Annotated in this window: 27 protein-coding genes and 1 pseudogene; 5 read left to right on the top strand and 23 right to left on the bottom strand. The window is 39.7% G+C overall.

The features are described 5' to 3' along the window. Positions 1 to 52: 52 nt before the first annotated feature. From LIZ66_RS07800 to LIZ66_RS19190, 5 genes are all read right to left on the bottom strand, one after another. Positions 53 to 1,591, bottom strand: a complete 1,539-nt coding sequence (locus LIZ66_RS07800) for an ABC transporter substrate-binding protein (RefSeq protein WP_195700092.1) — start codon at positions 1,589 to 1,591, stop codon at positions 53 to 55. 452 nt (positions 1,592 to 2,043) lie between these two features. Then, complete coding sequence (locus LIZ66_RS07795; RefSeq protein WP_226836538.1) at positions 2,044 to 2,802, bottom strand: ABC transporter ATP-binding protein; 759 nt, start codon at positions 2,800 to 2,802, stop codon at positions 2,044 to 2,046. After that, a complete protein-coding gene (locus tag LIZ66_RS07790; protein ID WP_226836539.1) occupies positions 2,799 to 3,596 on the bottom strand; it encodes an ABC transporter ATP-binding protein in 798 nt (265 codons plus the stop codon). The genes LIZ66_RS07795 and LIZ66_RS07790 overlap by 4 nt, the downstream gene beginning before the upstream one ends. Before the next feature lie 100 nt (positions 3,597 to 3,696). Next, entirely contained in the window at positions 3,697 to 5,235 is a 1,539-nt protein-coding gene (locus LIZ66_RS07785) for an ABC transporter substrate-binding protein (RefSeq protein WP_226836540.1), read from the bottom strand. Between the two features lie 29 nt (positions 5,236 to 5,264). Next, a complete protein-coding gene (locus tag LIZ66_RS19190) occupies positions 5,265 to 5,396 on the bottom strand; it encodes a DUF6783 domain-containing protein (RefSeq protein ID WP_308768397.1) in 132 nt (43 codons plus the stop codon). Here LIZ66_RS19190 and LIZ66_RS19185 point away from each other — a divergent pair. Then, positions 5,349 to 5,450, top strand: coding sequence for a DUF6783 domain-containing protein (locus LIZ66_RS19185; RefSeq protein WP_308768398.1), 102 nt, complete (start codon positions 5,349 to 5,351; stop codon positions 5,448 to 5,450). The genes LIZ66_RS19190 and LIZ66_RS19185 overlap by 48 nt on opposite strands. Here LIZ66_RS19185 and nikC read toward each other — a convergent pair. The 5 genes from nikC to LIZ66_RS07760 all read right to left on the bottom strand — a co-directional run bounded on the left by nikC (position 5,447) and on the right by LIZ66_RS07760 (position 9,597). After that, on the bottom strand, positions 5,447 to 6,406 hold the full coding sequence (nikC, locus tag LIZ66_RS07780; RefSeq protein ID WP_226836541.1) for a nickel transporter permease: 960 nt from the start codon (positions 6,404 to 6,406) through the stop codon (positions 5,447 to 5,449). The two genes, LIZ66_RS19185 and nikC, sit on opposite strands and share 4 nt — an antisense overlap. Then, on the bottom strand, positions 6,403 to 7,347 hold the full coding sequence (locus LIZ66_RS07775) for an ABC transporter permease (RefSeq protein ID WP_226836551.1): 945 nt from the start codon (positions 7,345 to 7,347) through the stop codon (positions 6,403 to 6,405). The genes nikC and LIZ66_RS07775 overlap by 4 nt, the downstream gene beginning before the upstream one ends. A gap of 366 nt (positions 7,348 to 7,713) precedes the next feature. After that, positions 7,714 to 8,658, bottom strand: coding sequence for a LysR family transcriptional regulator (locus LIZ66_RS07770; RefSeq protein WP_195700403.1), 945 nt, complete (start codon positions 8,656 to 8,658; stop codon positions 7,714 to 7,716). Positions 8,659 to 8,924: 266 nt separating this feature from the next. Beyond that, positions 8,925 to 9,317 carry an HI0074 family nucleotidyltransferase substrate-binding subunit gene (locus LIZ66_RS07765; RefSeq protein ID WP_195700402.1) on the bottom strand — a complete coding sequence of 131 codons (393 nt, stop codon included), beginning with the start codon at positions 9,315 to 9,317 and terminating at the stop codon, positions 8,925 to 8,927. Next, positions 9,304 to 9,597 (bottom strand): nucleotidyltransferase family protein, encoded by a 294-nt coding sequence (locus LIZ66_RS07760; RefSeq protein WP_195700401.1) that lies wholly within the window; start codon positions 9,595 to 9,597, stop codon positions 9,304 to 9,306. Before LIZ66_RS07760 ends, LIZ66_RS07765 begins: the two co-directional genes overlap by 14 nt. Before the next feature lie 211 nt (positions 9,598 to 9,808). Between LIZ66_RS07760 and LIZ66_RS07755 the strand changes: the two genes are divergently transcribed. The 4 genes from LIZ66_RS07755 to LIZ66_RS07740 all read left to right on the top strand — a co-directional run bounded on the left by LIZ66_RS07755 (position 9,809) and on the right by LIZ66_RS07740 (position 12,811). Beyond that, positions 9,809 to 10,669, top strand: a complete 861-nt coding sequence (locus LIZ66_RS07755) for a transporter substrate-binding domain-containing protein (protein ID WP_226836542.1) — start codon at positions 9,809 to 9,811, stop codon at positions 10,667 to 10,669. Positions 10,670 to 10,739: 70 nt separating this feature from the next. Continuing rightward, positions 10,740 to 11,423, top strand: coding sequence for an amino acid ABC transporter permease (locus LIZ66_RS07750; protein ID WP_118578156.1), 684 nt, complete (start codon positions 10,740 to 10,742; stop codon positions 11,421 to 11,423). Positions 11,424 to 11,425: 2 nt separating this feature from the next. After that, entirely contained in the window at positions 11,426 to 11,923 is a 498-nt protein-coding gene (locus LIZ66_RS07745) for a carboxymuconolactone decarboxylase family protein (RefSeq protein WP_226836543.1), read from the top strand. A 141-nt stretch (positions 11,924 to 12,064) separates the two neighbouring features. After that, entirely contained in the window at positions 12,065 to 12,811 is a 747-nt protein-coding gene (locus LIZ66_RS07740; RefSeq protein ID WP_226836544.1) for an amino acid ABC transporter ATP-binding protein, read from the top strand. Between the two features lie 460 nt (positions 12,812 to 13,271). Here LIZ66_RS07740 and LIZ66_RS07735 read toward each other — a convergent pair whose 3' ends face one another. The 13 genes and pseudogenes from LIZ66_RS07735 to LIZ66_RS07675 form a co-directional block, all read right to left on the bottom strand. Next, positions 13,272 to 13,979 carry a metallophosphoesterase gene (locus tag LIZ66_RS07735; RefSeq protein WP_195700398.1) on the bottom strand — a complete coding sequence of 236 codons (708 nt, stop codon included), beginning with the start codon at positions 13,977 to 13,979 and terminating at the stop codon, positions 13,272 to 13,274. A 27-nt stretch (positions 13,980 to 14,006) separates the two neighbouring features. Beyond that, positions 14,007 to 14,933 (bottom strand): hypothetical protein, encoded by a 927-nt coding sequence (locus LIZ66_RS07730; protein ID WP_226836545.1) that lies wholly within the window; start codon positions 14,931 to 14,933, stop codon positions 14,007 to 14,009. Between the two features lie 44 nt (positions 14,934 to 14,977). After that, positions 14,978 to 16,039, bottom strand: coding sequence for a hypothetical protein (locus tag LIZ66_RS07725; RefSeq protein WP_226836546.1), 1,062 nt, complete (start codon positions 16,037 to 16,039; stop codon positions 14,978 to 14,980). Next, entirely contained in the window at positions 16,039 to 17,133 is a 1,095-nt protein-coding gene (locus LIZ66_RS07720) for a helix-turn-helix transcriptional regulator (protein WP_226836547.1), read from the bottom strand. The genes LIZ66_RS07725 and LIZ66_RS07720 overlap by 1 nt, the downstream gene beginning before the upstream one ends. 96 nt (positions 17,134 to 17,229) lie before the next feature. After that, the gene (locus tag LIZ66_RS07715; protein ID WP_204452676.1) at positions 17,230 to 19,242 is read right to left on the bottom strand and encodes an AAA family ATPase; all 2,013 of its coding nucleotides are present in this window, start codon (positions 19,240 to 19,242) and stop codon (positions 17,230 to 17,232) included. Positions 19,243 to 19,448: 206 nt separating this feature from the next. Beyond that, positions 19,449 to 21,233, bottom strand: coding sequence for a methyltransferase domain-containing protein (locus LIZ66_RS07710; protein WP_204452674.1), 1,785 nt, complete (start codon positions 21,231 to 21,233; stop codon positions 19,449 to 19,451). Between the two features lie 167 nt (positions 21,234 to 21,400). Beyond that, positions 21,401 to 22,261, bottom strand: coding sequence for a class I SAM-dependent methyltransferase (locus LIZ66_RS07705; protein WP_207748559.1), 861 nt, complete (start codon positions 22,259 to 22,261; stop codon positions 21,401 to 21,403). A 347-nt stretch (positions 22,262 to 22,608) separates the two neighbouring features. After that, positions 22,609 to 22,779, bottom strand: a pseudogene (locus tag LIZ66_RS20335) (DUF6783 domain-containing protein); the annotation flags it as partial. A 38-nt stretch (positions 22,780 to 22,817) separates the two neighbouring features. Beyond that, positions 22,818 to 23,111 (bottom strand): hypothetical protein, encoded by a 294-nt coding sequence (locus LIZ66_RS07695; protein ID WP_226838175.1) that lies wholly within the window; start codon positions 23,109 to 23,111, stop codon positions 22,818 to 22,820. Between the two features lie 185 nt (positions 23,112 to 23,296). Further along, the gene (locus LIZ66_RS07690) at positions 23,297 to 24,316 is read right to left on the bottom strand and encodes an aldo/keto reductase (protein WP_118578153.1); all 1,020 of its coding nucleotides are present in this window, start codon (positions 24,314 to 24,316) and stop codon (positions 23,297 to 23,299) included. Positions 24,317 to 24,471: 155 nt separating this feature from the next. Beyond that, entirely contained in the window at positions 24,472 to 25,410 is a 939-nt protein-coding gene (locus tag LIZ66_RS07685) for a hypothetical protein (protein ID WP_227200704.1), read from the bottom strand. 3 nt (positions 25,411 to 25,413) lie between these two features. Beyond that, complete coding sequence (locus LIZ66_RS07680) at positions 25,414 to 26,217, bottom strand: ImmA/IrrE family metallo-endopeptidase (RefSeq protein ID WP_195409079.1); 804 nt, start codon at positions 26,215 to 26,217, stop codon at positions 25,414 to 25,416. A gap of 3 nt (positions 26,218 to 26,220) precedes the next feature. Beyond that, positions 26,221 to 26,586, bottom strand: coding sequence for a helix-turn-helix domain-containing protein (locus tag LIZ66_RS07675; protein ID WP_173718179.1), 366 nt, complete (start codon positions 26,584 to 26,586; stop codon positions 26,221 to 26,223). Between the last annotated feature and the right edge of the window lie 324 nt (positions 26,587 to 26,910).

The raw sequence follows: 26,910 nt of genomic DNA, 5'->3' as shown, positions 1-26,910 counted from the left end.
TTGCTACTGCCCCTTTCCTCATAAATTCTTTCGCTTTTCAACCAATTGCAGATTAGTCTGTGATTGTCCAGTCCGCCACATTCCAGAAGATTCCAACACCATGATGTCCCATAATGGTATCTGGATCAATTCCCTGAATATCTGCTTCCGCTACATAGTTCGCATCAATATAGCAGATAAACGCAAATGCAGGATCCTTTGCCAGCTCTTCCTGGAACTTGTCATAAGCTTCTGCACGTACTTCCGGATCATCAGACTGACGTGCTTCTGTCAGGTACTTATCCACAAGCTCATTGGAATATCCGGAATAGTTTGCACCTTTATCTGTGCCAAATACCTTGTAAGTGTGATCATCTGCATCAAACGGGCTTCCCCATCCGATCAGATATGCCATCTGTCCGCCCCAGTCAACCTGTGCCGGAATTTCAACAGTCACATCCATACCGATCTGCTGAAGCTGCTGTGCTGCGATCTGTGCAATATCTACACGAACCTGGTCTCCTGCACCAACACTGATCACGAATCCAACTTTTTCCCCATCACGATAATAGAATCCGTCATCTCCCATTTCACAGCCAGCCTCTTCCAGAACGGATTTTGCTTTTTCCGGATCATAATCGTAATGTTCTACATTTTCATCATTGTAAATATTACGCTGAAGTGGTCCATATGCAGTCATTCCCTGTCCAAGAAGAACCGCATCTACAATCGCCTGTCTGTCAATTCCATAGCACACAGCCGGAATCAGGTCTTTATTTTTCTGCCAGTACTCGTTCCAGAAATTAAACAGAATTCCTCTGTAATCGGATGTTTTCATATCATAGCAGGTATATGCCTCATCATCTGCAAAAGTAGCAGCATCCTTTGGTGTCAGCAAGGCCAGATCCAGCTCGCCGGATTTCAGCTGCAATGCTTTTGCATTGTCATCTGTCACGATTTTGAACACTACTGTATCAATATTAGGCTCACCTTTAAAATAATCTTCATTCTTTACCAAAGTGATCGCCTGTCCTTCTTCCCAGCTTTCCAGCTTATATGGACCGGTACCTACCGGATTACGGAAGAAATCAGAAGTCTGCATGTCTTCCCCTTCCAGAAGATGCTTTGGAAGCACAGCCATGGTCATGTAGTCAAGAAATGCAACATTCGGCGCATCCAGTTTAAAAGATACTGTATGATCGTCAACAACTGTAATTTCTTCTACATCTTCGTAGTTTGGCGCATTTTCAGAACCATTCTCCGGATCCATGATCGCTTCAATGGTAAATTTTACATCATCAGCAGTAAATGGTTCCCCATCATGCCATTTTACACCTTCTTCAAGATGGAAAGTATAAGTACAGGTTTCTTCGTCATAGTCCCAGCTCTTAGCCAGTCCCGGAACCACCTGATTGTCTCCGTCATGCGCTGTCAATCCGTTAAAAATCATAATATTGATCTCGCCATGTTCATCCATGGCCGGATTGATTCTGGTATAATCTCCGCTTCCGTATACCAGTGTTTCATTGTTCTCTTCTGCAAATGCAGCGGTGGTTGGAGTAATGAGCATTGTTCCGATCAACAACAGCCCAATGATTCCTTTTCTTTTCATAGTCGTCTACCTCTCCTTTTTTGGTTGTTGCAGAATATACTTGCAGCCCCAAACGCTTTTCCCTACCTTCTCAGTAACCTCTGTCTTACTGTCCACTTTTTGTTCCGTAACAAATCCTTTCCACCTAGATGCCTCATTTTTACCTAAAAGAAAAGCAGTCATAAGTGACAAGACTTACAACTGTTTTCCAAAGAAAATCTTACATGTAATAATTAGTGGAGGTCTTACATGTAACTATGTATAAGAATTCGCATTTCTGGCTTTCTTTGCCTTTCTGCTAAACTTATTTTAACAGATATAAGATTTGCCACAAGCTCCCAGGGGGGATATTTACCCATTCTCATTTTGCATGTAAAATCACTATATTGGAATACCATTTTCCACTTTCAAATTCGTCCACTCTTGTTAAAAGATTTTTAAACGCACTCTGTATCATGGAAAATAAATAAATTTTAAAATACAGCTTCTACCAGCATCCTGGTATAGGGATCCTTCGGATGGTTAATAATGTCATCCGGTGTTCCGCTTTCCACTACTTTTCCTTCACTTAAAACCAGCACCTTATCACAGAACATCTGAACCAGTGCCAGGTTATGACAGATGAAAATAAAAGACAAGCCATGCTTTTCTTTCAATTCTACCAGCAGCTCCATAATCTGCTTCTGTATGGTAACATCCAGAGCACTTGTGGCTTCGTCACAGATCAGAATCTGAGGCTGCACAGCCAGAGCCCGGGCAATCGCTGCACGCTGACACTGTCCACCACTTACCTCATGTGGATACCGCTTTGCAAATGCTCTGTCCAGGCCGCACTGTTCCAACAGCTCTCCTACTCTTTTTTCTATCTCAGCTTTTTTCATTCCACGGTTTCTCAGACTCTCTCCAATTCCGTCCTCCAGAGTTTTTCTTGGATCAAAAGAACCTGTGGGATTCTGAAATACCATCTGGATTTTCCCATATATAGGTTTTAACTCTTTTGGTTTCAGCTTCGTGATATTTTTGCCCTCAAATTTTAAGGTTCCACTGTTGATATCCGTCAAACGTGTAAGCATTTTTGCCAGCGTACTTTTCCCAGAGCCAGACTCTCCTACGATTCCCAGTGTTTCTCCACTTGCAAGAGTGAAACTCACATCAGAAACCGCCTGAAATGGTTCTTTGCCTTTTTGTAAAAATATTTTTGTCAAATGCTCCGCTTCTAAAAGAACACTCATATCCGTTCTCCTCTTTGCAGTTTTGGTACTGCTGCAAGCAGCTTCTTTGTATATGGTTTCTGCGGATTTTCAAGAATTTCACGGGCAGCTCCATATTCCTGTACTTCACCATTTTTCAAAACCAGCACGGTATCTGCCATTGCACTGACCACTCCGATATCATGGGTTACAATCACGATTGCAGTTCCGAAAAGGTCTCTTAAATGGAGCATTTCATTTACTACCTGCCTTTGCACTGCTACATCCAGGGCACTGGTAGGTTCATCCGCAAACAATATGGGAGGATTCATCAGCATGGCAATGGCAATTCCTGCCCTCTGATTCATTCCCCCGGACAATTCAAAGGGATAACTGTCCCAGACTCTCTCACTGTCTTTGAAATTTAATTTTTCAAATAACTCCATTGCCTGTTCTTTGGCTTCTGCCCGGGTAACCTTTTTATGGGCACGTATGCTTTCATAAATCTGTTCTCCAATTGTACGGATCGGACAAAGGGAAGCCCCGGCATCCTGAAAGATCATTCCAATTTCAGCTCCCCGGATATTTCTTTTTTCCTTTTCCGGAATATCCAAGATATTCTGTCCTTTATAGCAGATATCACCTCTTGTCACAAGTCCGTCTGCTCCAAGAAGTCCCATGGCAGCCTTGATCAATGTACTTTTTCCACTGCCAGACTCTCCTACAAGCCCCAGAATCTCACCTGGTTTCAAGGAGAAACTCACATCATGAACCACTGCTTTTCCACCAAATGATATTTCCACAGAATCGTAGGTCAGTATTTCGTTTTCATTCACTTTAAAGTCTTCTCCTTTTTCTGTCATGCTATTAATTCTTGTCTACTCTGAAAATCCGCTCCGTTTATTTTTTTTAATAGCTGCTTACTGATTTATCCTTTTAGTTAATATCAAGATCTGCTGTCAGCTCATAGTAATCACATGGATGTGCAACCAATCCGGTTACATTAGACTGAGAAATCATACTCATTCTCAGGTGAGAGCAGAATACATATGCGTTGTCATCCAGAACGGTCTGCTGCATCTGGATTCCAAGCTCTGCACGTTTGTCCACATCAAATTCTGTCTCTATTTCAGCTGCCAGTTCTTCCAGCTTATCGCTATGATAATGTCCGTTATTGGAAACAGACTCGTCCAGCGCACAGGAAGTAAAGAAGTACTGTGGATCTCCTGTAGGTGCTGTTACCATGGCACTTGCATATACATCCCATAAAGTAGGATCTTTACGGATGGTATTGTTATCAGAAGTACAATTTACCTGTACATCCATACCAATGTCTTTCAGTGTTGCCTGTGCAGCTTCCGCAAGAAGAGGAAGCTCCTGACGGCTTGGATAGGTAAGCCAGCGGATCACAAGCTTCTGACCATCTTTTTCACGGATTCCGTCACCATCGGAATCTACCCAGCCTGCATCCTCTAATACCTTTTTCGCTCCATCCGGATCATAGCTTTCCGTAGTCAGATTCTGGCCACCGAAAGAGAAGGTATCCGGGAAGGCTCCTACAGCCGGATATCCATAGCCATTTAAAAGTACAGATACGAAACTGTCTTTGTCGATTCCCATTGCAATTGCCTTACGAACAGCCGGATCAGAGGTTACCGGGCTTTCAAAGTTCATCCATGCATAAAATGCACGGCTGGTTGCAGTACTGGAAAATGTATAATCATCATTTTCAAACAGTGGATAGCTTGCATATGCCATACCATAAGCAGCATTGATCTCACCTGCCTGAAGGGCAAATGCCAGTGTATCTCCATCAGAAATGGTACGAACTGTAATCTCATCAATATTTACATCACCATTCCAGTAATTCTCATTCTTTACAAGGGTAAGATGATCATCCGTCACCAGATCCGTTGCTACATAAGGGCCTGTACCAATTACAATTCCATTGTCTGTGATTCCTGCCTGCACATCAATGATACATCCGTAAGGATCACTTAAATAATTGATCAGCGCCGGTTTCGGTTCTGTAGTCTTAATGATAATGGTATTTCCATCTGCTTCAATGGTGTCAATGCAAAGGTCACCAGCTGCACGCTCATGGTTTGCAATCAGGGATTCCAGACATTCCTTTACGGCCTCTCCATCACAGGCACGTCCATTGGAAAATACAACACCGTCATTTAAGGTGATTTTCCAGGTCAGGTCATCAATATTTTCATATTCCTTGGCAATCCATGGCTCGATTTCCATAGTATCAGAATAACGGAATAATGTCTCTCCAATACCATAACGGATACATGCCCATCCAGCATAGGTATTCTGTGGATTGATATCTGCTTCCTCATTTTCCGCATTAAATGTGGTATCTCCAAATACAAATGTTTTCTTGTCCTCTGCCAGTGTAGGCATTGCTGTCAGGCTTACACTTAAGCCAAGAGTCAATAATGCTGCAAAAATTTTCTTCGTTTTCATGTTTGTCCTCCTCATTTTGTATTAATTTATTAGAAAATATTTTTTCTCTTAGAGCGTGTTTGAAAAAGGCTTTCTGCAAGATGTGCGTCACAATTTGTGGGAGATTTTGTCCGATTGAGGGCGGCGTAGCGGGCTACGCCAACCGAAAGAGGGCAGAATATACCGCAAAGTGGGGCGTGCAGATTGCAGGAATGATTTTTCAAACAGGCTCTTAGTGACTATTCTTCGGATCCAGATAATCCCGGACGGTATCTCCTAACAGGTTAAAAATAACAACTGAAATAAAAATGGCAATTCCCGGTGACAATACAACCCACGGATAGGTCTGGATCATACTTCTGCCGCTGCTCATCATACTTCCCCACTCAGCTGTAGGAATCTGGGCTCCCAGTCCCAGAAAGGAAAGTCCTGCCAGCTCCATCATCATGGTTCCGATATCCAGCATGGCAGTTACCAGAACAGGCCCCATCATATTGGGAAGAATATGTCTTAGCATAATCTGCCAGGAACTATCGCCGGCAAGGATTGCCGCATGAATATAGGGTTCATTCTTCAGCGCCAGTGTCTGGCTTCTTGCAATACGGGAATATTTCGGCCAGCTGATCACCGCCAGCGCAATAATCGCATTCTGAATTCCCCCGCCAAGGATAGCAGCGATTGCCATGGCAAATACCAGACCAGGAAATGCAAGACAGACGTCTGAAATCCGCATCATTACGGAATCAATAATTCCACCATAAAATCCACAGCATACACCTACTGCCGTTCCAAATATGGAAATCACAGCTACCAGTATAAATGTGGAAAAAATACTTGCCCTCGCTCCACTGATCACACGCGAAAGCATATCCCTTCCATATGTATCTGTTCCCATTGGATGGGCCATACTTGGAGGCTGAAGGGCACTGGACAAATCCTGGGCGTATGGATCATATGGACAGAGACGTTCTGAAAAAAGCGCCACGATTACAAGTCCGATTGCCAATATAAGGAAAAAAATCAGCTTCTGTTTTATATGGTTTTTCTTTATCTTCTGAACACGTACAGTTACTGACTTTTCCCCATTTTTATTCTGCGCATTCTTCCCTTCAGCATTCTTGCTCTGTTCATTTTTTGTGGAAGCTTCTCCACTACATACTTTAATCTGCATTTTATCCTTCATCTCACTCACTGCTTCACACCTCCCAGACGAATTCTCGGATCCAGGAACCGGTAAGACAGATCTGTAAGCAGGTTTACAACTACATAAATAATTGCCATCCACATTACATAGGCCTGTATAATTGGATAATCTCTCATGGAAATAGCATCTACAGCCATCTTTCCAACACCGTCCCACATGAAAATAGATTCCACGATTGCGGTTCCTCCCAGGAGATTTCCAACAGACAGCATTAACAGTGTGAGTATTGTAACCAGGGAAGCTTTCATAATGCTTTTCCACAATGTAACAGAAAATTTCACACCTCTTGCCTTTGCTCCTGCCACGTAATCTTTGCTCAATTCATCCAACACAGTTGCCCGCACCTGTCTGAGATATTTTGCAGACATGGCAATCGCCAATGTGATTGCAGGCATTGCCACACTTTTCAGACTGACATCTTTGGCTATAACCGGAAAAATCCTTACCTTTATAGCGAGAAAATACATCAGCAAAAGGGATACAAAAAAGTTGGGAAGGCTGTTTCCAATGAAACTGCATACCCGGATCAGATAATCCACAATCGTATTTTGTTTTACAGCTGCCAGTATTCCAAGCGGAATGGAAATAACGATGGTAAGTACTATGGAGGTTAATGTCAAAAGCAATGTAGCCGGCAGTTTCGATATAAAGGTATCAAAAACAGGGAATCCGGATACATAACTGTTTCCCATGTTTCCCCGGAGCAGTTTACCAAGCCAAACAAAATACTGGGTCAAAAAAGGCTTATCCAGTCCCAGCTGCTCCCTGGCGGCATCCAATGTGGCTTCTGATACCACAGCTCCTGTATTTTCCATTTTTTGCGTAACCACATCACTACCCGCAATTCGCATCATTCCATAGGATAAAAAGGTAATGGCAAACAGAATCGGGATCAGCTGAAGCAGACGCCTGATTGCATATTTCTTCATATCATCTACGCTTTGCTCCTTTTCAAAAATGATTGTACCCTTCATGCAGCAGGGAATTCCGACGAAATTTCCTATTGCGTTAAAAACACCTGCCTGCGCAGGTGTCTATCGTTAATCTTTGCATGGTTTTGCAAGAAAGAGTCCTGCCTTACAAATACTACCATTCATTTGTAAATAGCAACATGCAAACCTCTTTGCCTGGGAATTTTGTTTAGTTTAGCAAAAAAAAGAACAGCCCACAACCCACCCGGGGGGTTATGAGCTATTCCGATTTTGCATGGTTTTCATTGATTTTGGAATATCAGTATTAATTAGCGTATTCCCTTTTCCTTTATTTTGCTTATTAATATCAATTTCATCCATCTTTTACTTAAAGCTTTCATTTTCATTATCCATCTTCAGCTTTTCATTTAGAAATTCCAGGAATTCGTCTATCATTTCATTCGGTTCATCATTTTTCCTTCTTACATATCCAAAATAGATTTTATTCTTTTTAAATTCCAACGGGATTCCTTTATTTACTGCTTTCTTATCCTCTGAAAGATAACTTCCGCTGATATTGGAAAGGTCTGTTTCTCTTAACATTTTTTCCATAATATAGTCACTGTTTGTAATAACGGATACATCCAGGTCTTCCCAACTAAACACACCCTTTTTTTCCCTGTCTCCCAGTTCCAGGAATTCATCACGGTAATTCTGGATAAAGCGCTGGGATTTCAGTTCTTTCAGACTCACGTTGTCCTTTGTTTTCGGATTTCCCTGATATAACTGATTCAATCTTCCAGGATAAAAAGTTGCCACACTCTCCTGCATATTACTAAACACCAGACGGTTTTTCGATAATTCATATTGAAATTCTTTCATCTGCTGTTCCATTACATATACAAAGCCAATATCAGACAGATAATCCCTCACACGTTCCATTACATTCCGTACTCCGGCTGTATAAATTTCAAAATGATAATCTTTTTCGTAATTCTTTTTATAAAATTCAACAAACTGATTCGTAAACCAGGAACTGGGATTCAATGAAATCCGCAGATATTTTGCCATATTCCCATGGCTCATCTCTTCCAGTATCCGGGAATCATTTATGATCCTGCACGCATATCGGTATGCCTCCCGGCCTTTCACCGTAAGCGCAATTCCCCTTGGCATACGCTCAAACAATACAATCCCCATTTCTTCCTCCAGCGCTTTGATTGCCTTGCTCACACTGGGCTGGGTTGTATAAAGAAGCTTGGCAGCTTCGCTGATAGAGCCTGTTTCAGCACACACTATAAAATATTTCAATTGTTTCAGATCAAACATATCTTTTCCCTCTCTGGCGAAAACTTCATTACGAAAGATACGGCAGCTATTTTTGCGGAGTAATAGCTGCCGTCCTTTGTCTCACAGACAGTCCGGAACTGTCTGCAGACCTTCTGTGTAACTTTAAACGCGGAGATAAGTCACACAATTGCTTAACAGAATTAACACTTTTTCTGTGTCCCGTTTAGAATACCATATTTATAAATTCCCGCAAGCCTCCCAGGGGGATAAAATTTCCTGTCTTTCCCCACCTACTTTCATTCATTTTATTCAAGCCAGTTTTCTTCAATTTCTCTTTTCAGCTCTATAAACATGTCATAAAATTTTTCTTTTGCATTTTTTACAATTCCTAATGCTATATTTTGATTATAAGAATGTGTCACATTGTTTCTTGCCTGAAGTCCCTGAAGCCACAATTCCTCATCCTTGATCATTCCAGCCTTATATGCTGTTTTTAATATTATTTTCGGAGATCCGGTTGCCCCTTCTTCATATCCATGTAATTCCAATATCTCTTTCATCATTTTCCAGGACTGCTCAAAACATATTTCATATAAACCTACCAATCCAGTCAAAACTACATTATCATATGGCTCCATATAATTATAAATTTCCTTCATATTCCTTAATGAAGCACAAAAATTCTCATATTTTTTCATATAATATCCTTCCCTCTTTACGAATCGACTCTAAAAGTTCTTCTTGTACATTTCCATCTAAATCCACTATATCAAACTCTAACAAAGTCTGCGTTTCCTCATCTACATCCAATGCAAATCTGCAAAAATCCCCTCCACTGACTGCAAGATCAATATCACTCGTCCTTTTGAAATCTCCACGAGCCCTTGACCCAAAGAGAATTACTTTCTTGATATTATATTTTTCAGCTAGTGTATAAATTTCCTGTATTACTTCATCTCTGATTCCGGTATTTTCCATCAAGCCTCACTCCCACCAAACTTCTTTCTTCCACTTTACCATATCTTCCTATTAAGTCAAGCCGTGTACTCTCAATTTAGACAGATTATAGTCATTACCTATAGCCAGCTATCTTTATTCCATATTAGACAACGCCAGATTTCTATGCTATTATTCAATCCATATTAATCCTAGTTACTAAATAGGAAACACATCGGAGGAGGATAAAATTATGAAAAAAAGCATCTTGACTTTAGGAATTGCAGCAGTATTAACAGGAGTTCTGGCAACATGCAGTATGGCTTATGCAGCTGATGACGAGCTTGCACAGATTCAGGAATCAGGAAAACTGAAAGTCGGTGTGGAAGGAACCTATCCTCCATACACCTATCATGACGACAACGGAGAGCTTACCGGATTTGACGTGGAGGTAGCAAAGGCAATTGCAGACAAGCTTGGTGTGGAAGCAGATTTCACAGAATCTGACTGGGATTCCCTTCTTGCAGGAATCGACAGCGGACGTCTGGACACAGTAATTAATGCAGTAAGTATCACCCCTGAGCGTGAAGAGAAATACGATTTCGCAGGACCATATTTCTACATCACACAGCAGATCGTAGTAGCCAAGGACAATGATGATATCGTAGATATGGCTTCCCTGGATGGCAAAAAAGTAGCAAACACTGCTACAACCGCTTACCTTGATATTCTGGAGGATGCCGGTGCATCTCTGGTTCAGATCAGTACAGCAGACGAAGCAGTTTCCCTGATTGAATCCGGACGCGCTGATTTCACAACCTTTAACTCTGTTGTATTCAATGAATACCTTCAGCAGCACCCGGATGCAAATCTGAAAGTTGCTTTCGTAATTCCGGACGTTGTAGATACCTACGCTGTCCCGATCAAGAAAGGGGAAACAGCTTTATATGATGCAGTTCAGAACGCTATTGACGAACTGAAAGAAGACGGAACTTTAAGCAAGCTTTCTGAGGATTACTTCGGCACAGACTTCACGCAGCCGCAGGATGAAAATGCAGACAATACAGACACCGCTTCTGAGGATGCATCAGCCGAAAGCACTGATGAGAATTAATTACTTTGCCACAGCTGTTGTCCAGAACAACAGACAATCATCCAACAATTGAAAGTAAAAGGAAACAATTATGAGTGAACGATTAGCAGGGATTCTGGTATCTTCCTTTACCAGAATCCTCATACCCGGAATAAAAGTTACAATCCCCCTTACCTTATTATCCTTTGTTTTTGGCTGCATCATCGCCCTTTTTCTAGCCCTGGTACAGATTGCCAATGTAAAAGGACTGAAGCAGTTCGCAAGATTTTACATATGGGTCTTCCGCGGAACCCCACTTATTGTACAGCTGTTCATCATTTTCTTTGGCCTGCCGTCTGTAGGAATTATCCTGGACGCTTTTCCATCCGCTGTGATTGCATTTGCCCTGAACCTTGGCGCTTACAACGCTGAGATTTTCCGATCTGCGATCCAGGCGGTACCAGAAGGACAGACAGAAGCTGCTTATATGGTGGGTCTGAGTTACCGCCAGACCATGACCAGGATTGTAATGCCCCAGGCATTCCGAATCGCTTTTCCACCACTGTTTAACTCACTGATCGGACTTACCAAGGACACTTCCCTTGCCTCCAGTATCACAGTTGTGGAGCTGTTCACCACCGCACAGCAGATTGCCGCCAGAACCTACGAGCCCTTCGCCCTGTACTGCGAGGCTGCTGTTATTTACCTTATAATCTGTACCGTCCTTACATGGGTACAAAACTATTTTGAGAAAAAGCTGGTATGGAATGCTCCTACGCCAGTGAAAGGAGAATAATTATGTCTTATATTTCAAAAATCGACCCGGAAACAGCAGGGGAAAAAGAGAAAGAAGTAATCAGAAACCATCTTGCACAGGGCTATAGGCTCACTAATGAAAAGCTTACTCTTCTCCATAATGCAGAAGCTTTCAAAGCCATCGAAGACAGCTCCTACACCCTTGACCGGGAGCTGCAGAGACTGATTGGAAAAAGAGCCGGTGACTTCTTTGAATATGCAATTTCCGAAGAAAATGACTGCCTGGTATGCAGTACTTATTTCAGAAAGCTTCTGAAAGATAATGGTATTGATTTCGACAATTTTCAATTTACAAAGAAGGAAGAATTACTTATTTCTTTTGGCCGCGCTCTTGCAAAAGATCCGAAAAACATTCCGGATGAAATCTATACTGAATTAAAAGAAGAGTTTACAGAAGAAGAAATCGTAGTTATCACAGCTATGGGTGTACTGATGGTTGCCAATAACTACTTTAATGATATTTTAAAGGTCGAAGTATAATTAATGTCGCCTTCGGCAGCATCACCATATGTGAACAACTCGTATTTTATATCATTTGCTACAGAAGAAAGACTTTTAAGTTTCTTCATAATACCCTGTTATCAATTACCAAATTTCTATATAAGAATGTGAGAAAAAAATATGCTGGAAGTAAAAAATATCCATAAAAAATTCGGATCAAACGAAGTATTAAAAGGTGTTGATTTCAAAGTTGAAAAAGGTTCTGTGATCGCAGTTCTGGGAAACAGCGGTTCTGGAAAGACAACCCTTCTCCGCTGTATCAGCTTTCTGGAGCAGGCAGATAAAGGAGAAATCACCTTCGATGATTTCCACAAAGATATCACTGCTGTTACCAGGAAAGAGATCCGGCAGTTACGAATGAAAATGGGCTTTGTCTTCCAGGGATACAATCTTTTCCGCAACAAAACAGCACTTGACAATGTACTGGAGGGTCTTACCATTGCCCGTAAGAATTCTCCTGAAGAAGCGAAGAAAAAAGCTATGGAAATGCTGGAAAAAGTAGGCATGGCAAACCGCGCCAACTTCTATCCGGACCAGCTTTCCGGTGGGCAGCAACAGCGTGTAGCTATCGCAAGAGCCATCGCCTACAATCCGGAAGTAGTTCTCTTCGACGAACCAACCTCCGCCCTTGACCCAAGACTTACCGGCGAGGTTCTGGATGTTATGAGAAAGCTTGCCGACGAAGGAACCACCATGGTCGTAGTCACCCACGAAATGGATTTTGCCAGAAAAGTTGCCAACTGGGTAGTCTACATGGAGGACGGTGTTATCGTAGAAGAGGGACCATCCAAAGAGTTCTTCTCACAGCCCAAGAGTGAGAAAACAATGGCATTCCTCCATATGACAAGTTCGGATTATGTGATTTGAATTTCCTGTAATTCTTTTATAAGTTTTCATCAAAGAAATCTCTTGCTATTTATAAATAGTATGAGATTTCTTTTGTTTATCACAAAAATACATTTGTATTCACTCTGCTCGCCAACCATCATCCAGATAACATTTATAATGCAAGCTATTATCATATATTATTTTAGGATACTCATATAGTCCAAAATCATCCATAATTTGCTTCACATACTCCTCTGCAATATTGGGATTCATATAAACAATTGAACTTCCACATTTCTTAATTTCAACTCTGCCTCTTGGATAAAAGTTGTATGAAACTTTTGAATTAGAAATCTCTTTCCACAATTATTTGTGAACATATGTATCGCCCGATTTTGAAACTGAGGATTGATATCTGTTTTTCTCGAAAGGAAAAGTAAGCAATTTATCCTCAATAAGCCAAAATACTCCCTTATGCGCCTGTACTTTATTACCAGTTTCAGACAAAAAACGGTTCATAAAACGTTTCTCCTGTATCAATACAATACGCACATAATGCATGTCCGGTAACACATCCGCAGTCAATATCAATCAAATTATTTCTTCTATATATTTTTCCAGATTCTGCTCCTGGAATTTTGAAAGTAGGAGTATGTCCAATAATATAGATATCCTCCTGATTCCACGATGCTGTAAAATCAGGTCTTCCAAATATAATTTCTTCAATCTGATAATTTAAATCATTTCCATTCTGTAAATTATCTGGCAAAGAATGAACAAGTATATAGTTTTGGTTATTTACTGTTATCCTTTCATAAACAGACAAGTCATTCAAATAATCTAATAAAAATTCCTGTTCTTCTTTTGGGAGCTTTTTAAATCCATTTATAGTAGTGGCACCACCATCTTCTATCCATAAATTATATTTATGCAAAAATTCTTCTGTAAGAGTAGATTCAATATTATCCTCGCTAATTTCCTGCATTAACTTTTGAAGAATACTCATCATAATAAATTCATGATTTCCTGCAAGTGGATAGATGTTCGGATAAGAAGCCATCAATCTCAGTACTCCGATTGGATCTGGTCCGCGATCTACCATATCTCCTAGAACAAATAATGTATCTGCTGAAGAAAACCCTATGTTCTTTAAAAGTGTCTTAAACTCCTTGTAACATCCATGGATATCTGATATCACATAATTCATGTAGTTTTATCCTTTTCAAATAAAAATTTAATAGTAAACAAATTTATCCACACAAACGGGATTTTCTTTTTTTAATCTTGCACCAAATACTTCCTCCATGTTCATTTCTTCAAACAATTTATCAGCCCCTATTCTTGCCGAAGGGTGTGTAATATTAATGAAACAATACTTCGCATGCTGTATGTCTTTGGCATTGAACCCAAGCCCAAGATTTTTAATTAGATTTTCGAAATAATATCTGCTACCACACACAAAAACTTTAATATGTTTCTGCTCACCTCCAAGCAATTCAATTTCTTTCAAGATATAATTTCTATAATAATATGCATAATTCAATAAAGTCCGTTCATCTGTACGACTTTCCCCACCTCGTTTATTTATATTCATATAAGCAGCATATTTCAAAAAATTATTATGTATCTCATCCTGAGTTGTTCCAGTCAAATATTTAGAAAGCGCTTTAGGTAATTTACGCGGAATTCCGCTTTTAAAAGTTTTATCTTTCCATTCATAAATCCATGGATTTACATTTCCCTTTTCCAACTCACTTGCAAAACATGGATAGCTATCTTTACTATTTGAACTTATTTTATCTGAATCATTTGCTTCCTTAAAAAGGAAAATATTTTGATAATCTCCGGGTTCAGGTTCAAAATTTTTCTTTCCACCATCTAGATTAAAAGCATTTTTCAAAACATATTCCCAATTCTCTGCTTTAGGAACATTCCCCATATCAACATCTTTTATAAACCATTCAGAAAAACATCCAGGAATCCCAAACTCCTTTAAAAGCTTAGTAAGTTTTCTTGGTGAAGGACAACTATATTCTCTTTCTTTTAATTTATTTACTTCTATACGTAATTCATTAACATCTTCTTCGTGTCTTTCATGCCACTCAATAAATAAATCTTTCAAATTCTTACACTTATCTTCATCCAACTTTTTTATTTCCATATTCTATTTTCCCCTTCCTATGTATCGCAGATATAAAAATGCTCTTATTTAAATATTCCTATATCTGCCACCTGATCTTTCCCAAAGTTCGTTTGAAGCTCCATCAATTTCTTTTCGAAGCTATTTTTAAATATAAGCATACTGTATGCATTAAGCAAGAATTCTATATTATATTCTCCTCTTAGAGTCCCACTTATCAATGCCAATACATCGTTTGTTCCGCTTAGAGACAAACTATAATACTCCAATTCTAAATAACTACGCATTGGCAGAATTTCTTTCCATACAGATATCCCCACGCATTCATCCATTGAAATACCATAACCACGGCACTCCATATCACTTGTATCTCCATCTTTATAAATTCTTTTCTGAATTTCCCCACGCATTGAAAGATATCTTTCCGTATACTCTGTCTTGGGCAACTCTTGTTTTATTCTGCTCGCATTCCATGTACAAATTCCAGTCAGTACATATGGTTCTGCCTGTTTATAATGAGAGCACACTATATCTCCAGCATGAAACGGTGTTGGAAAATCAAACCACATTCCATCAAATGCAGCATTTATCTTTCTCTCCTGATCATTTTTAACCATACAATCCATACTCAACACAGCTCCAGAAGAGTTAATATAGCATTTTTCGTCTTGCCGTTCCCCTTCTTTGCACCCCCATTTGTGTTTGGTAATAACAGCTCTATCACACAATTCAGAATCAAATTCTTTTATACCATAAGCAACGCATTCATCATACTGATTAAATACTTTATGCTCATAATGAATACCAGTATATTTTCTTTGATACATTTCGCAAGAATATATACTTTTTTCTGCTGTCTTAAACTTATTCAACAACTTTTTTTGCAACTTTATATAATCTATTAGAAATTTATGGAAATCTGGGATAGCCTCCATGTCAATTCGTTCCTGCATAGAGCAATTCGGCATAGTATTAATAATTTCTTCCCATGCCCCAAATTTTTCTTCTAAAGTTGCTGTTTCACAATACCAAACCAAAAATGCTGCTTCCTGCGTACTGAACTTATAATTTATTCTTTTCAAATAATTTCGAATAGAATTTGAAACTACAAATTTATAAATATCCATCAAGCTTCCCGGCTTTCCTGCATATCCCTATACGCTTCCCACAATCTTTTCATATCGTTCTTCATCTTCTCCCTCAATCGTTCTGGTTGAAGAATAATCACATCCGGGCCGTAGCTTTTGGCGAATTGCTCAGCAGCGCGTTCATTTACTTTTACACTTACTGACACATGAGTGTCTGTTTCGTCAGAAAAGACAACTTCTTTTCCAAACATATCGATCACATCAGAAAGCATTACCCTCGCAATTCGGAATTTTACAAACGAATTCTCGCCTGAATACATATAGATATGTTCTTTCATATAGTCTGCAAGATTCAAACGCTGATGTCCTGACTGTGTCAGGGATTCGAAGGGCTTACATTTCTCATCCAAAAGCTGAATATTTCGGATTCTGTCAATGCGATAATTGGAAATATCGTCATACTTATCATAGTTGCAGATCAAATAATATTTGCCTTGCTGTGCTGCCATCTGATATGGATTTACAATATATATTCTAATCGTTCCATCCTCTCTCTTTCTGGAATAAAGTTTCTTATCTGTGTGATATTCCACATATTCAAAAGAAACTTTCTGATTCTTACGAATAGCCTCATCCAATACACCAATATTATAGAACAGCTGCTTATTATCTGTGCGGTTCTCAGAAGGAGGATAAATGTACTGGGACTGGGATTTGAAATATACATTTGATAAAGATTCCAGCTTCTCAACCAGATCCTTTACCTGACGGTACGGTATGTGCCTGGAAAATAGCACACTATCAATCAGCAATCTCAGTTCTTCATCTGTAAATTTATGTTTCAGATAGAAATCTGTCCAAATCGCTTCTTCCTCTTCACATTCTCCTAAATAAGAAGAATCACTTCTATCAGTTTTTTTCCTGAGCACTTCCCTGCACTCAATCTCACAGTCATACTCCATCAGATTCAGAAGATTTCTTCGCACAGTTTTCCGATCAACTATCATTTCATATTCTTTGCGCAGAATTTCCAGTATCTCCTTTTGGCTTAGCCTGTGTTCTTCATCTGTATACTTCTGCAAAATATCCAGAATATAAAGAACTAATAATTTCTTGGAATATGCTGTACCCATTTTTCTCCTCCAATCAGCTCCAGAGCATGCCTTCAGTAAGCTCTATTATTAGTTAAATTATAATTATCGCCCAGAGCGAAAGCAAGCCTTATCTCATTAACACGCAAAGCCAATCACTCTTCTTTCTTCCCTTTCCATAAGGGGGATTTCAATATCTTCTGCCGTTATTGTAAAGAGTTCCGTATCCGTAATAGTAGAAATATCTTTTTTTAATAACCTTTCCGCCTGATTCATCTGCGCCTGCTCCAGCATGCTTCGTACATATCGCCCATTTCCGAAGTCATCTTTCTTTCCCATATATCTAAATACAGTCCGTAGTTTTCCCATAGCTTCCTGAGTAAACTCGATTCCCTTTTCTTTTCCCATAAGCTGTGCAATCTGACAAAGCTCCAATTCATTATAATCAGGAAACGAAACATGAAATGCTATTCTTGATCTGAGTCCTGGATTTTTCTGAATAAATTCTTCCATTTTTTCAGGATATCCAGCAAATATAACCACCAGTTCCTCTCGATGATTCTCCATCTCCTGTACAATTGTATTGATTGCTTCATCTCCATAGGAACCTGCCCGATTATCCAGAAGCGAATAAGCTTCATCAATAAATAATACACCACCTTTCGCTTCTTTAAATTTTTCTTTTACACATTTTGCTGTCCATCCTACATATTTTCCCACCAGATCAGATCTTCCAACTTCCACCAGATGTCCTCTGGAAAGTAAACCGTTATCCTGCATAATCTGAGCCAGCAGCCTTGCCACTGTAGTTTTCGCAGTTCCTGGATTTCCGGTAAATACCATATGCATAACAGGACGTCCTGTTTTTATTCCTTTTTCTCTATATATCTTCTGAAGTTTATTATAATTAAGAGCTTTCTCTATTACCGCTTTAATTTGGGTAATTCCCACCATTTTCTGCAATCTTTCATAGGCAGTGCCTTTCGGTATCGCCTTTATTTCCTCTGCCTTTATAGTTAAAACATCTTGGTACTGAGGATAAATCTCTGTTTTCAGCTTCTGGTCATACCAGGAATCAAAAATTCCTCTAAGCTCTGGTACCAAGTATCCTTTTCCTTCCTGTATCTTATTGGCAAGCTTTGCATCAGCAGATATTTGCTTTTCTTCTGCCAGATTCTCAAGAAACCGTTCAGCCTCTTTTTCTTTCACAAATTTCTCCTTTAATTCCACAATAGATACATTTGACAATTCTTCATAGAACAGTTCCTTCAACCGCTGGCATTCTCTTGGCAGGCAGATAATCGTCAGTACCTGATTACGATATTTTTTAAGCATTTTACAAATAAGCTGTATCTGCTCATTTAACTCTGTAGCATAGTCTGTTTCCTCACTATCCTCCATAAGAACCTTCACCACAACACTTCCACCGAAAGAAGCTTTATACAACAATTCATATGTCCCATCATTTAAAGTTCGGCTTGTTTCAACTTCAATACAACTAAATCTCCCACTTCTAATTCTCATTTGAGTATACAGGCTTCGCAGCAGATAAATCTGCATAATTCGCCTAGTACTCTCATCATCAGTTTCAATGATATAGTGAACAGGATGTCCCAATGCCGATTCATGGCCGCTTCCTGCAAATATTCTCTGTAATTCCAAATGGAAGGTATCACTCATCCAATATTTAGCCTCATTGCATCGCAGCAGATTGGCAGTGCCCTTCTTTACAATATATTCTTTATATTCCAAATACCGGACATAATCCCCCACAATCTCATCAAGCCCAAATTCCTCCAGAATTTCATTTGTATCCTGGATAAAATTCTGACTTTCAGCCTTACTTAGAAGTCCGTATAATTTCTTTAATGTTACTTCTGATATGACAATATCTGTCATTTGTATTCCCATATGCTGAGCATAGGAATCTACAATAGCCGATATTTTCTGCAAATCCGTCACAAACGCTCCCAACGTAATACTTCCTTCTGAAGTATCTGCAATAAATATATACGCATTTTTACCAAATCTGTTGTTAAATACCTCACTTCTATTTGCATACTTATGTTTCATCTCCGCAACAGCATTTCTATCATTCTCATCTTTGCACAGACTCTCCCCAATAATTCCCTCAATTCTATACGCTAACATAAGTATTCCTCCTATAGCTCCTTCACTTTTGCTTCTGTCCCATAGTATAACTCATGGCATGGGGCAAAAAAGGGACATGCCATTAAAATTTTTCCCAATCCCCTTATTTCTGAAATTTAATATGTTTCCGTTCTTCCATAAAGAGCATAAAAAATGTGCCTGAATAATATTTTTCAAGCACATTTTCGTTTATATTATTTAAAATTTTATGAATTGCTCTGTTTTCTCGCCGCAATAGCAAACATCGGCGTCGGATTATAAAATTCATCTCTTTCTTTATATACCCTTTTGCTAAGTCCAAGGTCAATGGAAATCTGTTCCATATCATTTTTCCCAAGCTCTTCCACATCCCAGGCGGGGCGGAGGTAGGAGCTGATTGGAAGCTGGCGTTTGATGTCTTCGCATTCCTGCATCAGGGAATTTCCAAGCTGGTTGTGGGCATGGTTTTCCGGGAGATCGGAGGTTTCGGCGAAGTTTGTGGCGCCGTAGTTGGCATCAAAATTCAGGAGAAGTCCGCCTGGTTTTAATACTCTGGACCACTCTTTGTAAGCCTGGGCTGCTTCTGGTAAGGTCCAGGTCAGGTTTCGAGAAATGACTACGTCGAAGCTCTCGTCCTGGAAAGTTAAATGCTCCGCATCCATCACCTGGAAGTCGCATGTTACCTGCTCTTCTTTGGCAAGGATCCGGGAGTTTGTGATCATATCCGGAGTAAGGTCGGTGCCTGTTACCTGGTGTCCCTGTTTTGCAAGAAGGATTGTAAAGAAACCGGTTCCACAGCCCACATCCAGGATTTTAAGTTTACCATTACCAGTCTCTTTTTCCTTAATTTTTGCAACTGCATCTTTTCTTTCCTTGCTTTCATCCTCAATTTTTTTTTCAGGACTTAATGCCTTTTTAGGTAGGTATTTCTCAATTTCTTCCAGCCATCTCTTTGCCAGCGGACTATGTAACTCTGCCCTTCTCTGCTCCAGAAAGCTGTCGCTTCGCTTGGTCCAGTAGGCCGCAATCTTCTCTTTTCGGTCGTCTTCCTCATAACTGATCCGGCCATAAGCTACCATCGGACCATCCTTAATCACCTGTAGGGAACCAGTCTGATACAGGATTACTCCGTCCCCATAGGAGGTACAGGTTTCCAGAATATTATCCTCGTAATCCTTTACATAGCCAAGAATTTCTCCTTCTGTAAACAGGTCTCCTGCCTTCTTCTGGGGATACCAGAGTCCCGTATAAGAGGCGGATTGATACTGCACATCCGTTACGTTTAATGGATAATATTTCCGCATACTTCTATGTCCGTCATAAATACCGAGGAACCGTAAAATACTGCGTACATCACGCTTCATAGAACGCACTTCCTCTGTCTCCCAGGCTCCCATTCCGCCCCGTTCCAGAAGCACGGAAGGGATGCCGCAGGATGCTGCATAATTATAGCTTCCACCCGATGATACCTCCGATTTTACCATGTAAGGAACATCCACCTGTTCTGCCATCTGACGGGAAATTTTCATCACTTCCGGGGCTGCTTTACCTGCATAATACACATAGGGAGTCAGCTTCTCATAGTCATCACCACTGTGAAGATCAATATAAAAATCTGCCACCTTCTGTAACTCTTCAACTACTGCATACGCCAGTTTTTCGTATGTAGTACCTTCTTTTTTTCCTGGAAAAAGGCGGTTCAGATTCTCACCTGTCGCCCTGCAAAGAGAACCGTGCCGATTTTCAAATTCTTCTTTCGCCACTACCTTTACAATAATTACCGTTCCTGTCATTTTCTCAATTTTCAGGTCTCTTCCAAGCTCTACTGCACTCTGTATTCCCACATATTCACCAGCGTGGATACCAGCTGTAATGAGAGCTGTTTTACCTGGTTTTTCGCCCCTGACAATTGTTGCGGGAAGAGAAAATTCTCCATTTCCAATGGAAATAAAACCATGGACACGCTGCCCTGGTGCCGCACTTAAGCCACCTATATTTATTATTTCACTCATTATTTTCTACCTTTTCCAATAATATCTTTACAAATAATTTTCCTTACGATTCAATAAAAACTTATCCTATTTTTTAAATACTCTAATACTTCATTCTTACAACCAACACCGCTTTACTTATCTTTAAATTCGTACAAATTTCTGTATATCACTGATAATATCTTTTTCTATTTTACAGCCTCCACCATAAACATGGGTGTAGATCCATAATTCAGCTTCTCTTCCTCGCTCCATACCTGCTGCCAGATGTCCTCATTCACCTGAATCTGCGCTGCTCCAAGCGCTTCCAGTACCTTCACATCCCATCCCGGACGCTTGGTCTCCGACAACGGAACCTGCAGCGCAATTTTCTCCATTCGGTCAATATCTGTGCACAGATAATGGTCATCCAGGCTTCCTTTTTCCACATTTTTGCGGTCGTTCTCGTAAGCCTCACGCTTCTTATCATCATAGAGATATCCATACCAGTTGGCATCAAAATTCAAAAGCTTTCCACCTTTTTTCAGAACCCGAAGCCACTCTTTATAAGCCATTTCCGGATGGGGCAGATTCCAGGTCAGGTTTCTGGAAATGATCACGTCAAAGCTCTCATCTTCAAACTCCAATGCCTGGGCATCCATTCTTTTAAATTCAATATTCCGGCTCTTTTCTCCGATAAATTTCGCTGCATTTTCTGCAGCCTTTTCCAACATTCCCGGAGTGTAATCTATGGCTGTTACATGATATCCTGCTTCCGCAAGGATCATAGGGAAAAAGCCTGGGCCAGTACCGATATCCAGAATTCTCAGGTGGTCCTTATATTTGTCTGTATGTTGTTTTTCAGAAAATTCTTCTTCTAAAACTTCTTTTTCCACAGAATTGTTTTCTGAATCCTCATTTTTCCCAGACCTTTTTCCAAAAAATCCGCGTTCCAGAGTCTCCAGCCATGCCTTTTTCTGCATTCCCTTCAATTCTTTTTCATTCACCTCAGAATACCCTTCCGTCCGGGTGCTCCAATAACTCTCTATTTCATCCAGTAATTTATCCAATTTCAAATCCTCCGCATTAAACTCCAATGTTAAAATATTATCAAAACCAGTTTTCTTCCGCAAGCCCCCCGGGGGGATGGAACTCTATATAAAAAAAGCAGACAAATCTGTATCTCTACAAACTCGCCTGCTCTCTTTTCTTTTTTCCTAAAAGGGAATTTCAACTATTACAAGTGCTTCTCCAACAATACCAGCTGCACATCCGGTATCCCGTTAAATTCTGTAGGCACAATCCCGATTCCCTTATATCCAAGCTTTTTATACAGCCCTCTTGCAGCGGCATTTCTTGCGTTAGAGCGTGTTTGAAAAAGGCTTTCTGCAAGATGTGCGTCACAATTTGTGGGAGATTTTGTCCTGATGAGGGCGTCGTAGCGGGCTACGACAACCGAATTCGGGCAAAATATACCGCAAAGTGAGGCGTGCAGATTGCGGGAATGATTTTTCAAACACGCTCTAGTATCCATCCGAAGTTCCGGACAGCCGTGGCTTAAAACGTAATCCTCATAGAACTTTACCAACTTCTTTCCATAGCCTTTTCCAGAAGCGGAGGGGGAAACTACCAGAGTGTGAAGACGCAAACCTCCTCATCCCTGGCTGCGAATTCCCAATCGCCTTCTGCATAAGAATCCACCTGCGCTTTATTGATTCTGGCCGCTCCCAGGAGCTTACCTGCATCCTCCAGAACAAACAAGTCCTTGGCATCTAATGCGGCCTGTGCCGTAGCTCTTGTAGGATACACACCACGGATCCAGCCAATGGTCTGATGACCTGTTTCTTCTGCCGTATGAATGTCATTGTAAAGCTGTTCCACTGACACAAGGTCAGCCTGTGTTCCCTTTCGAATTATCATTTTCTGTCCCTCTCCTTATGCAAAATATAATTGTTTTTCTTCGTCTCGTAAAAAGCCCTATCTGCTTCTTTGTAATACTGTTCATAACTGTCAGGCTTCTGGATATATCTGGGATTTCATGCTTGTTATCTAATACATCGAATATTAAGTAACCACCATATTGACTTGTCTGCATATTGGTATCGTTATTTACGAAACGATGTACTGGCTGTATTTTCAGCCGCAATTTCATCAATTCTCACAAGCTCTTCCTCCGTAAATGGTGCACAGTGGATTGCTTTTATGTTATCAAGAATCTGCTGTGGTCGTGATGCTCCAATGAGTACACTGGTCACCTCCTGCTGTGCAAGCAACCAGCCAAGAGCCATCTCCGAAAGCTTCTCGCCACGCTCTGCAGCCATATCATTCAGCTCCCGGATCTGCTGCAAACGCTCTGGCGTCAGATTGCTTTCCTTCAAAAATCTGCCATCTGTACGGATACGGCTGTCTTCCGGAATACCATTAAGGTAGCGATCTGTAAGCTGTCCCTGCGCAAGAGGACTGAAGGTGATCAGACCTTTTTTCAGAATTCCAGTGGTCTTTTTTAGTCCATTTTTCTCCACAGTTCTGTCAAAAATAGAATAACGGTTCTGATTAATCACAAAAGGACAATACATTTCCTGCAAAATCGACGCCGCCTGTGAAAGTGTTTTTCCATCGTAATTAGAAAGTCCCACATACAGGGCTTTTCCGCTCTGCACTGCACTGGCCAGCGCTCCCATGGTCTCTTCCAGAGGGGTCTCCGGATCCATTCTATGATGGTAAAAAATATCCACATATTCCAGTCCCATACGCTTCAGGCTCTGGTCAAGACTTGCCAGAAGATACTTGCGGCTGCCCCAGTTTCCATAAGGACCATCCCACATTTCATATCCTGCCTTGGTAGTAATGATCAGTTCGTCCCTGTATTTTCCCAGGTCTTCTTTCAGAATCCTGCCGAAATTAATCTCTGCACTCCCCGGCTCCGGTCCATAATTATTCGCCAGATCGAACTGTGTGATTCCGTTGTCAAAAGCTGTAAAACACAGCTGTCTCATATTCTCAAATTTAGACGTATCTCCAAAATTATGCCATAGTCCAAGTGACACCTTCGGCAGCATAAGTCCGCTGTCACCACAACGGTTGTATTCCATTGTGGTGTAACGTTCCTTTGAAGCAATGTACATAATAAAAACCTCCCTGAAAACGATAATTAGTTTTAATATACTACCCGGAAAATGATTTGTCATTGGAAAATATGACTGTTTATGCCTTTTTTTCCAAACGGGCATTATCCTATTCTGGATCCACAGCCTACCAATTACATTTCCCAGAGCTTTTCTCAAAAAATAATATTAATCCCATTTGGCTCCATTATTTTCCCTACTAACGCTTCACTTGGCATGGATATGCTCACATTAATATCAAAATCATACGCCGTTGTTCCCATAACAACTATATTTCCAGAGGTTCCTTGAGATATAATATTTATCATCTCATTTTCAGATATTTCTATTTGCTCCTGAAACATATGCTGAACCACTTTAGGAGTACTAAACAATATAATCTTTGCCCCTCTGTTCTGTACGTTTGTTCTTTTTACTGCGGAATCAATTTTTGATGCTGCACCTTTATCATCTGTCAGTACACATATTTTCCCATCTACGATTCCAGGAAGATGTGACAGTATATGTACACATATCGCAATAAGTTCTTCCCCTAAATTATCCGCATGTTCTTTGTTTTCTCTCACTGTGGCAAAAAATCTACGATATATATCAGACTGTCTTAAATTTTTCCATTCAAGCACTTCTGCTGTAAGTTTCTCGTCATTTTTCAACATTTCTGTTATTGTACTAACCGGAGATTTTACCATTCTCACAGCCCAGGATAAATACTCATTTATTCTTTCATTTGTAGAAAAGCATTCTGAAAGAATGTCATATGTATATTCTTCATTAAATATCACAACCTTAATTTCTGCCTCAGCCATTTTTTTAATGAATGCAATATATTCTTCTGCTAAACTATGCCTGTCTGATGCAAGCTCCATCAAAATGCATTTCGTGATAAATACCACTGTTCCATGTATTTTATAATAATTCATCAATACTTTTATCTCTTTATCCGGCAAATGAGAATGCCTTTGAAACGAGCATGCATCATAAAAAATAACTCTTTGAGCCAGATAGAAAATTTTCTTTATGCCATTAATCTCTTTTTCAACAAAAGTACCTATCTCATTAAAATTATCGGGAGTTTCCGTATATGTAGTTGGCATATCTTACTCCCTCCTTATTTTCTGGTATAGTTCACGCATATTATGAAGAACTTTATCTAATGTACGCTCATTTATATATCCATCCTCGACATATTTTTTTCCAAACTTCTTAACTATAGCTTCTACGTGCAGATAATCATCTTTTTTTGATGGTTCCATTATGGCCTCGTCCAACCAAAGATCAGCTAATTTTTGTTTAATCTGGGTACGATCATGATTAAGTAATCCTTCTGTAACTGCATTTCCAGCTATCAATCTCAATTCAAGGCATCTAATCAAAACTGCCATAAATGGAACTTCATAATATGCCATTAATCGGATAATTGTATCTACTTCATTACTGTCAGATTCTTCTTTAAATTTCAAATACATTCTTCTAAAACTTATCTCTGGCATTAATAACATCCCAGCAAAAAGATTTGCAGCATATTCTTCCTCATGTTCATAATAATGATCGTCTGAAAATTCTACCTTTGAAACAAATTCATTTTCGCCCCAGAAAACATGATAAATTTCATGTGCTATAGCAAAATTCGTATTCACCTTAGGTAAAGAGGTGTTAATTACAACATACCCTAATCCATCACCTTTATAACACAAAGCGCCTATTTCATCATCGGCAAAAGGTATTTCCAAAACCAGAAATCCTTTTTTCTGAAAAGAGGACCGCACAATTTGCAGAACATTAAGAAGATCACTATCATATTCAATCCCGGCAAATGAACAGAATCTTTTTATCATAGAGTAGATTTCGTCATGATTTTTATCACTATATGCAATGATTTTTCGTAAACGCTCTATATTCATCACTTAACTCCTCGCTATATTTTCAAAACGACTGTTTGCACTGATTACTTCATCAATATTTTCCATTAATTCCACTAACTGCTTGGCGATCTGCTCTTGTTTCTTGGAAGGTTCTCCAGCATAAAATGCAATTTTATTCATTGAAGAACTTCCGACCTGTGAAATGCTCATAGATTCTTTCAAAAAAAATCCAATACTTTTCCCAAGTCCACGTGCAATCTTCTCCATATCTGTACCGCTTTCTTCTTGTGAACCAGTCAATAAACGCGACATTTTATTCTTATCTATACCTGTAACCATGCTTAGATAAGATTGCTTAATCTTCATTTCTGATAAATATTTATTCACGTTGCTTATAAACTTCGTCATGGCTCTCAACTCCTTGGCTCTCTTTTTACCTTTTAATATTTTATTCTATGTACCTAATATTATACTTCTCTCTTTATATAATGCAACCATTTCATCTCAAATTTTAAGATTTTTATTTGTTGCATTTTAGATATAGCATTTATTTCTTCCATAATTTCATTCTTATTTTCTCAAATTTTGATATTTGCTATATATTGTAAAAATCATATCTGTTCTCTTCATAAACAATAAACAGATCTGAACTACGCTTTTTCTTCTGCAAAAAATAATGTCAAGCGTTTTTGAAAATGTCCTAAAATAATTGAAGTATTAGCCCCGGCTTTT

The sequence above is a fragment of the Blautia faecis genome, from assembly GCF_020554845.1.
Taxonomy (GTDB): domain Bacteria; phylum Bacillota; class Clostridia; order Lachnospirales; family Lachnospiraceae; genus Blautia_A; species Blautia_A faecis.
Note: the sequence above shows the minus strand (reverse complement) of the source record. Positions and strands in the feature narration are given on the sequence as shown.

What these genes read in the sequence shown, in the direction of transcription:
- LIZ66_RS07800 (WP_195700092.1), bottom strand. Translation starts at nt 1,591, where the DNA reads ATGAAAAGAAAAGGAATCATTGGGCTGTTGTTGATCGGAACAATGCTC.
- LIZ66_RS07795 (WP_226836538.1), bottom strand. Translation starts at nt 2,802, where the DNA reads ATGAGTGTTCTTTTAGAAGCGGAGCATTTGACAAAAATATTTTTACAA.
- LIZ66_RS07785 (WP_226836540.1), bottom strand. Translation starts at nt 5,235, where the DNA reads ATGAAAACGAAGAAAATTTTTGCAGCATTATTGACTCTTGGCTTAAGT.
- LIZ66_RS07775 (WP_226836551.1), bottom strand. Translation starts at nt 7,347, where the DNA reads ATGAAGAAATATGCAATCAGGCGTCTGCTTCAGCTGATCCCGATTCTG.
- LIZ66_RS07770 (WP_195700403.1), bottom strand. Translation starts at nt 8,658, where the DNA reads ATGTTTGATCTGAAACAATTGAAATATTTTATAGTGTGTGCTGAAACA.
- LIZ66_RS07765 (WP_195700402.1), bottom strand. Translation starts at nt 9,317, where the DNA reads ATGAAAAAATATGAGAATTTTTGTGCTTCATTAAGGAATATGAAGGAA.
- LIZ66_RS07760 (WP_195700401.1), bottom strand. Translation starts at nt 9,597, where the DNA reads ATGGAAAATACCGGAATCAGAGATGAAGTAATACAGGAAATTTATACA.
- LIZ66_RS07755 (WP_226836542.1), top strand. Translation starts at nt 9,809, where the DNA reads ATGAAAAAAAGCATCTTGACTTTAGGAATTGCAGCAGTATTAACAGGA.
- LIZ66_RS07750 (WP_118578156.1), top strand. Translation starts at nt 10,740, where the DNA reads ATGAGTGAACGATTAGCAGGGATTCTGGTATCTTCCTTTACCAGAATC.
- LIZ66_RS07745 (WP_226836543.1), top strand. Translation starts at nt 11,426, where the DNA reads ATGTCTTATATTTCAAAAATCGACCCGGAAACAGCAGGGGAAAAAGAG.
- LIZ66_RS07740 (WP_226836544.1), top strand. Translation starts at nt 12,065, where the DNA reads ATGCTGGAAGTAAAAAATATCCATAAAAAATTCGGATCAAACGAAGTA.
- LIZ66_RS07735 (WP_195700398.1), bottom strand. Translation starts at nt 13,979, where the DNA reads ATGAATTATGTGATATCAGATATCCATGGATGTTACAAGGAGTTTAAG.
- LIZ66_RS07730 (WP_226836545.1), bottom strand. Translation starts at nt 14,933, where the DNA reads ATGGAAATAAAAAAGTTGGATGAAGATAAGTGTAAGAATTTGAAAGAT.
- LIZ66_RS07725 (WP_226836546.1), bottom strand. Translation starts at nt 16,039, where the DNA reads ATGGATATTTATAAATTTGTAGTTTCAAATTCTATTCGAAATTATTTG.
- LIZ66_RS07720 (WP_226836547.1), bottom strand. Translation starts at nt 17,133, where the DNA reads ATGGGTACAGCATATTCCAAGAAATTATTAGTTCTTTATATTCTGGAT.
- LIZ66_RS07715 (WP_204452676.1), bottom strand. Translation starts at nt 19,242, where the DNA reads ATGTTAGCGTATAGAATTGAGGGAATTATTGGGGAGAGTCTGTGCAAA.
- LIZ66_RS07710 (WP_204452674.1), bottom strand. Translation starts at nt 21,233, where the DNA reads ATGAGTGAAATAATAAATATAGGTGGCTTAAGTGCGGCACCAGGGCAG.
- LIZ66_RS07695 (WP_226838175.1), bottom strand. Translation starts at nt 23,111, where the DNA reads ATGATAATTCGAAAGGGAACACAGGCTGACCTTGTGTCAGTGGAACAG.
- LIZ66_RS07690 (WP_118578153.1), bottom strand. Translation starts at nt 24,316, where the DNA reads ATGTACATTGCTTCAAAGGAACGTTACACCACAATGGAATACAACCGT.
- LIZ66_RS07685 (WP_227200704.1), bottom strand. Translation starts at nt 25,410, where the DNA reads ATGCCAACTACATATACGGAAACTCCCGATAATTTTAATGAGATAGGT.
- LIZ66_RS07680 (WP_195409079.1), bottom strand. Translation starts at nt 26,217, where the DNA reads ATGAATATAGAGCGTTTACGAAAAATCATTGCATATAGTGATAAAAAT.
- LIZ66_RS07675 (WP_173718179.1), bottom strand. Translation starts at nt 26,586, where the DNA reads ATGACGAAGTTTATAAGCAACGTGAATAAATATTTATCAGAAATGAAG.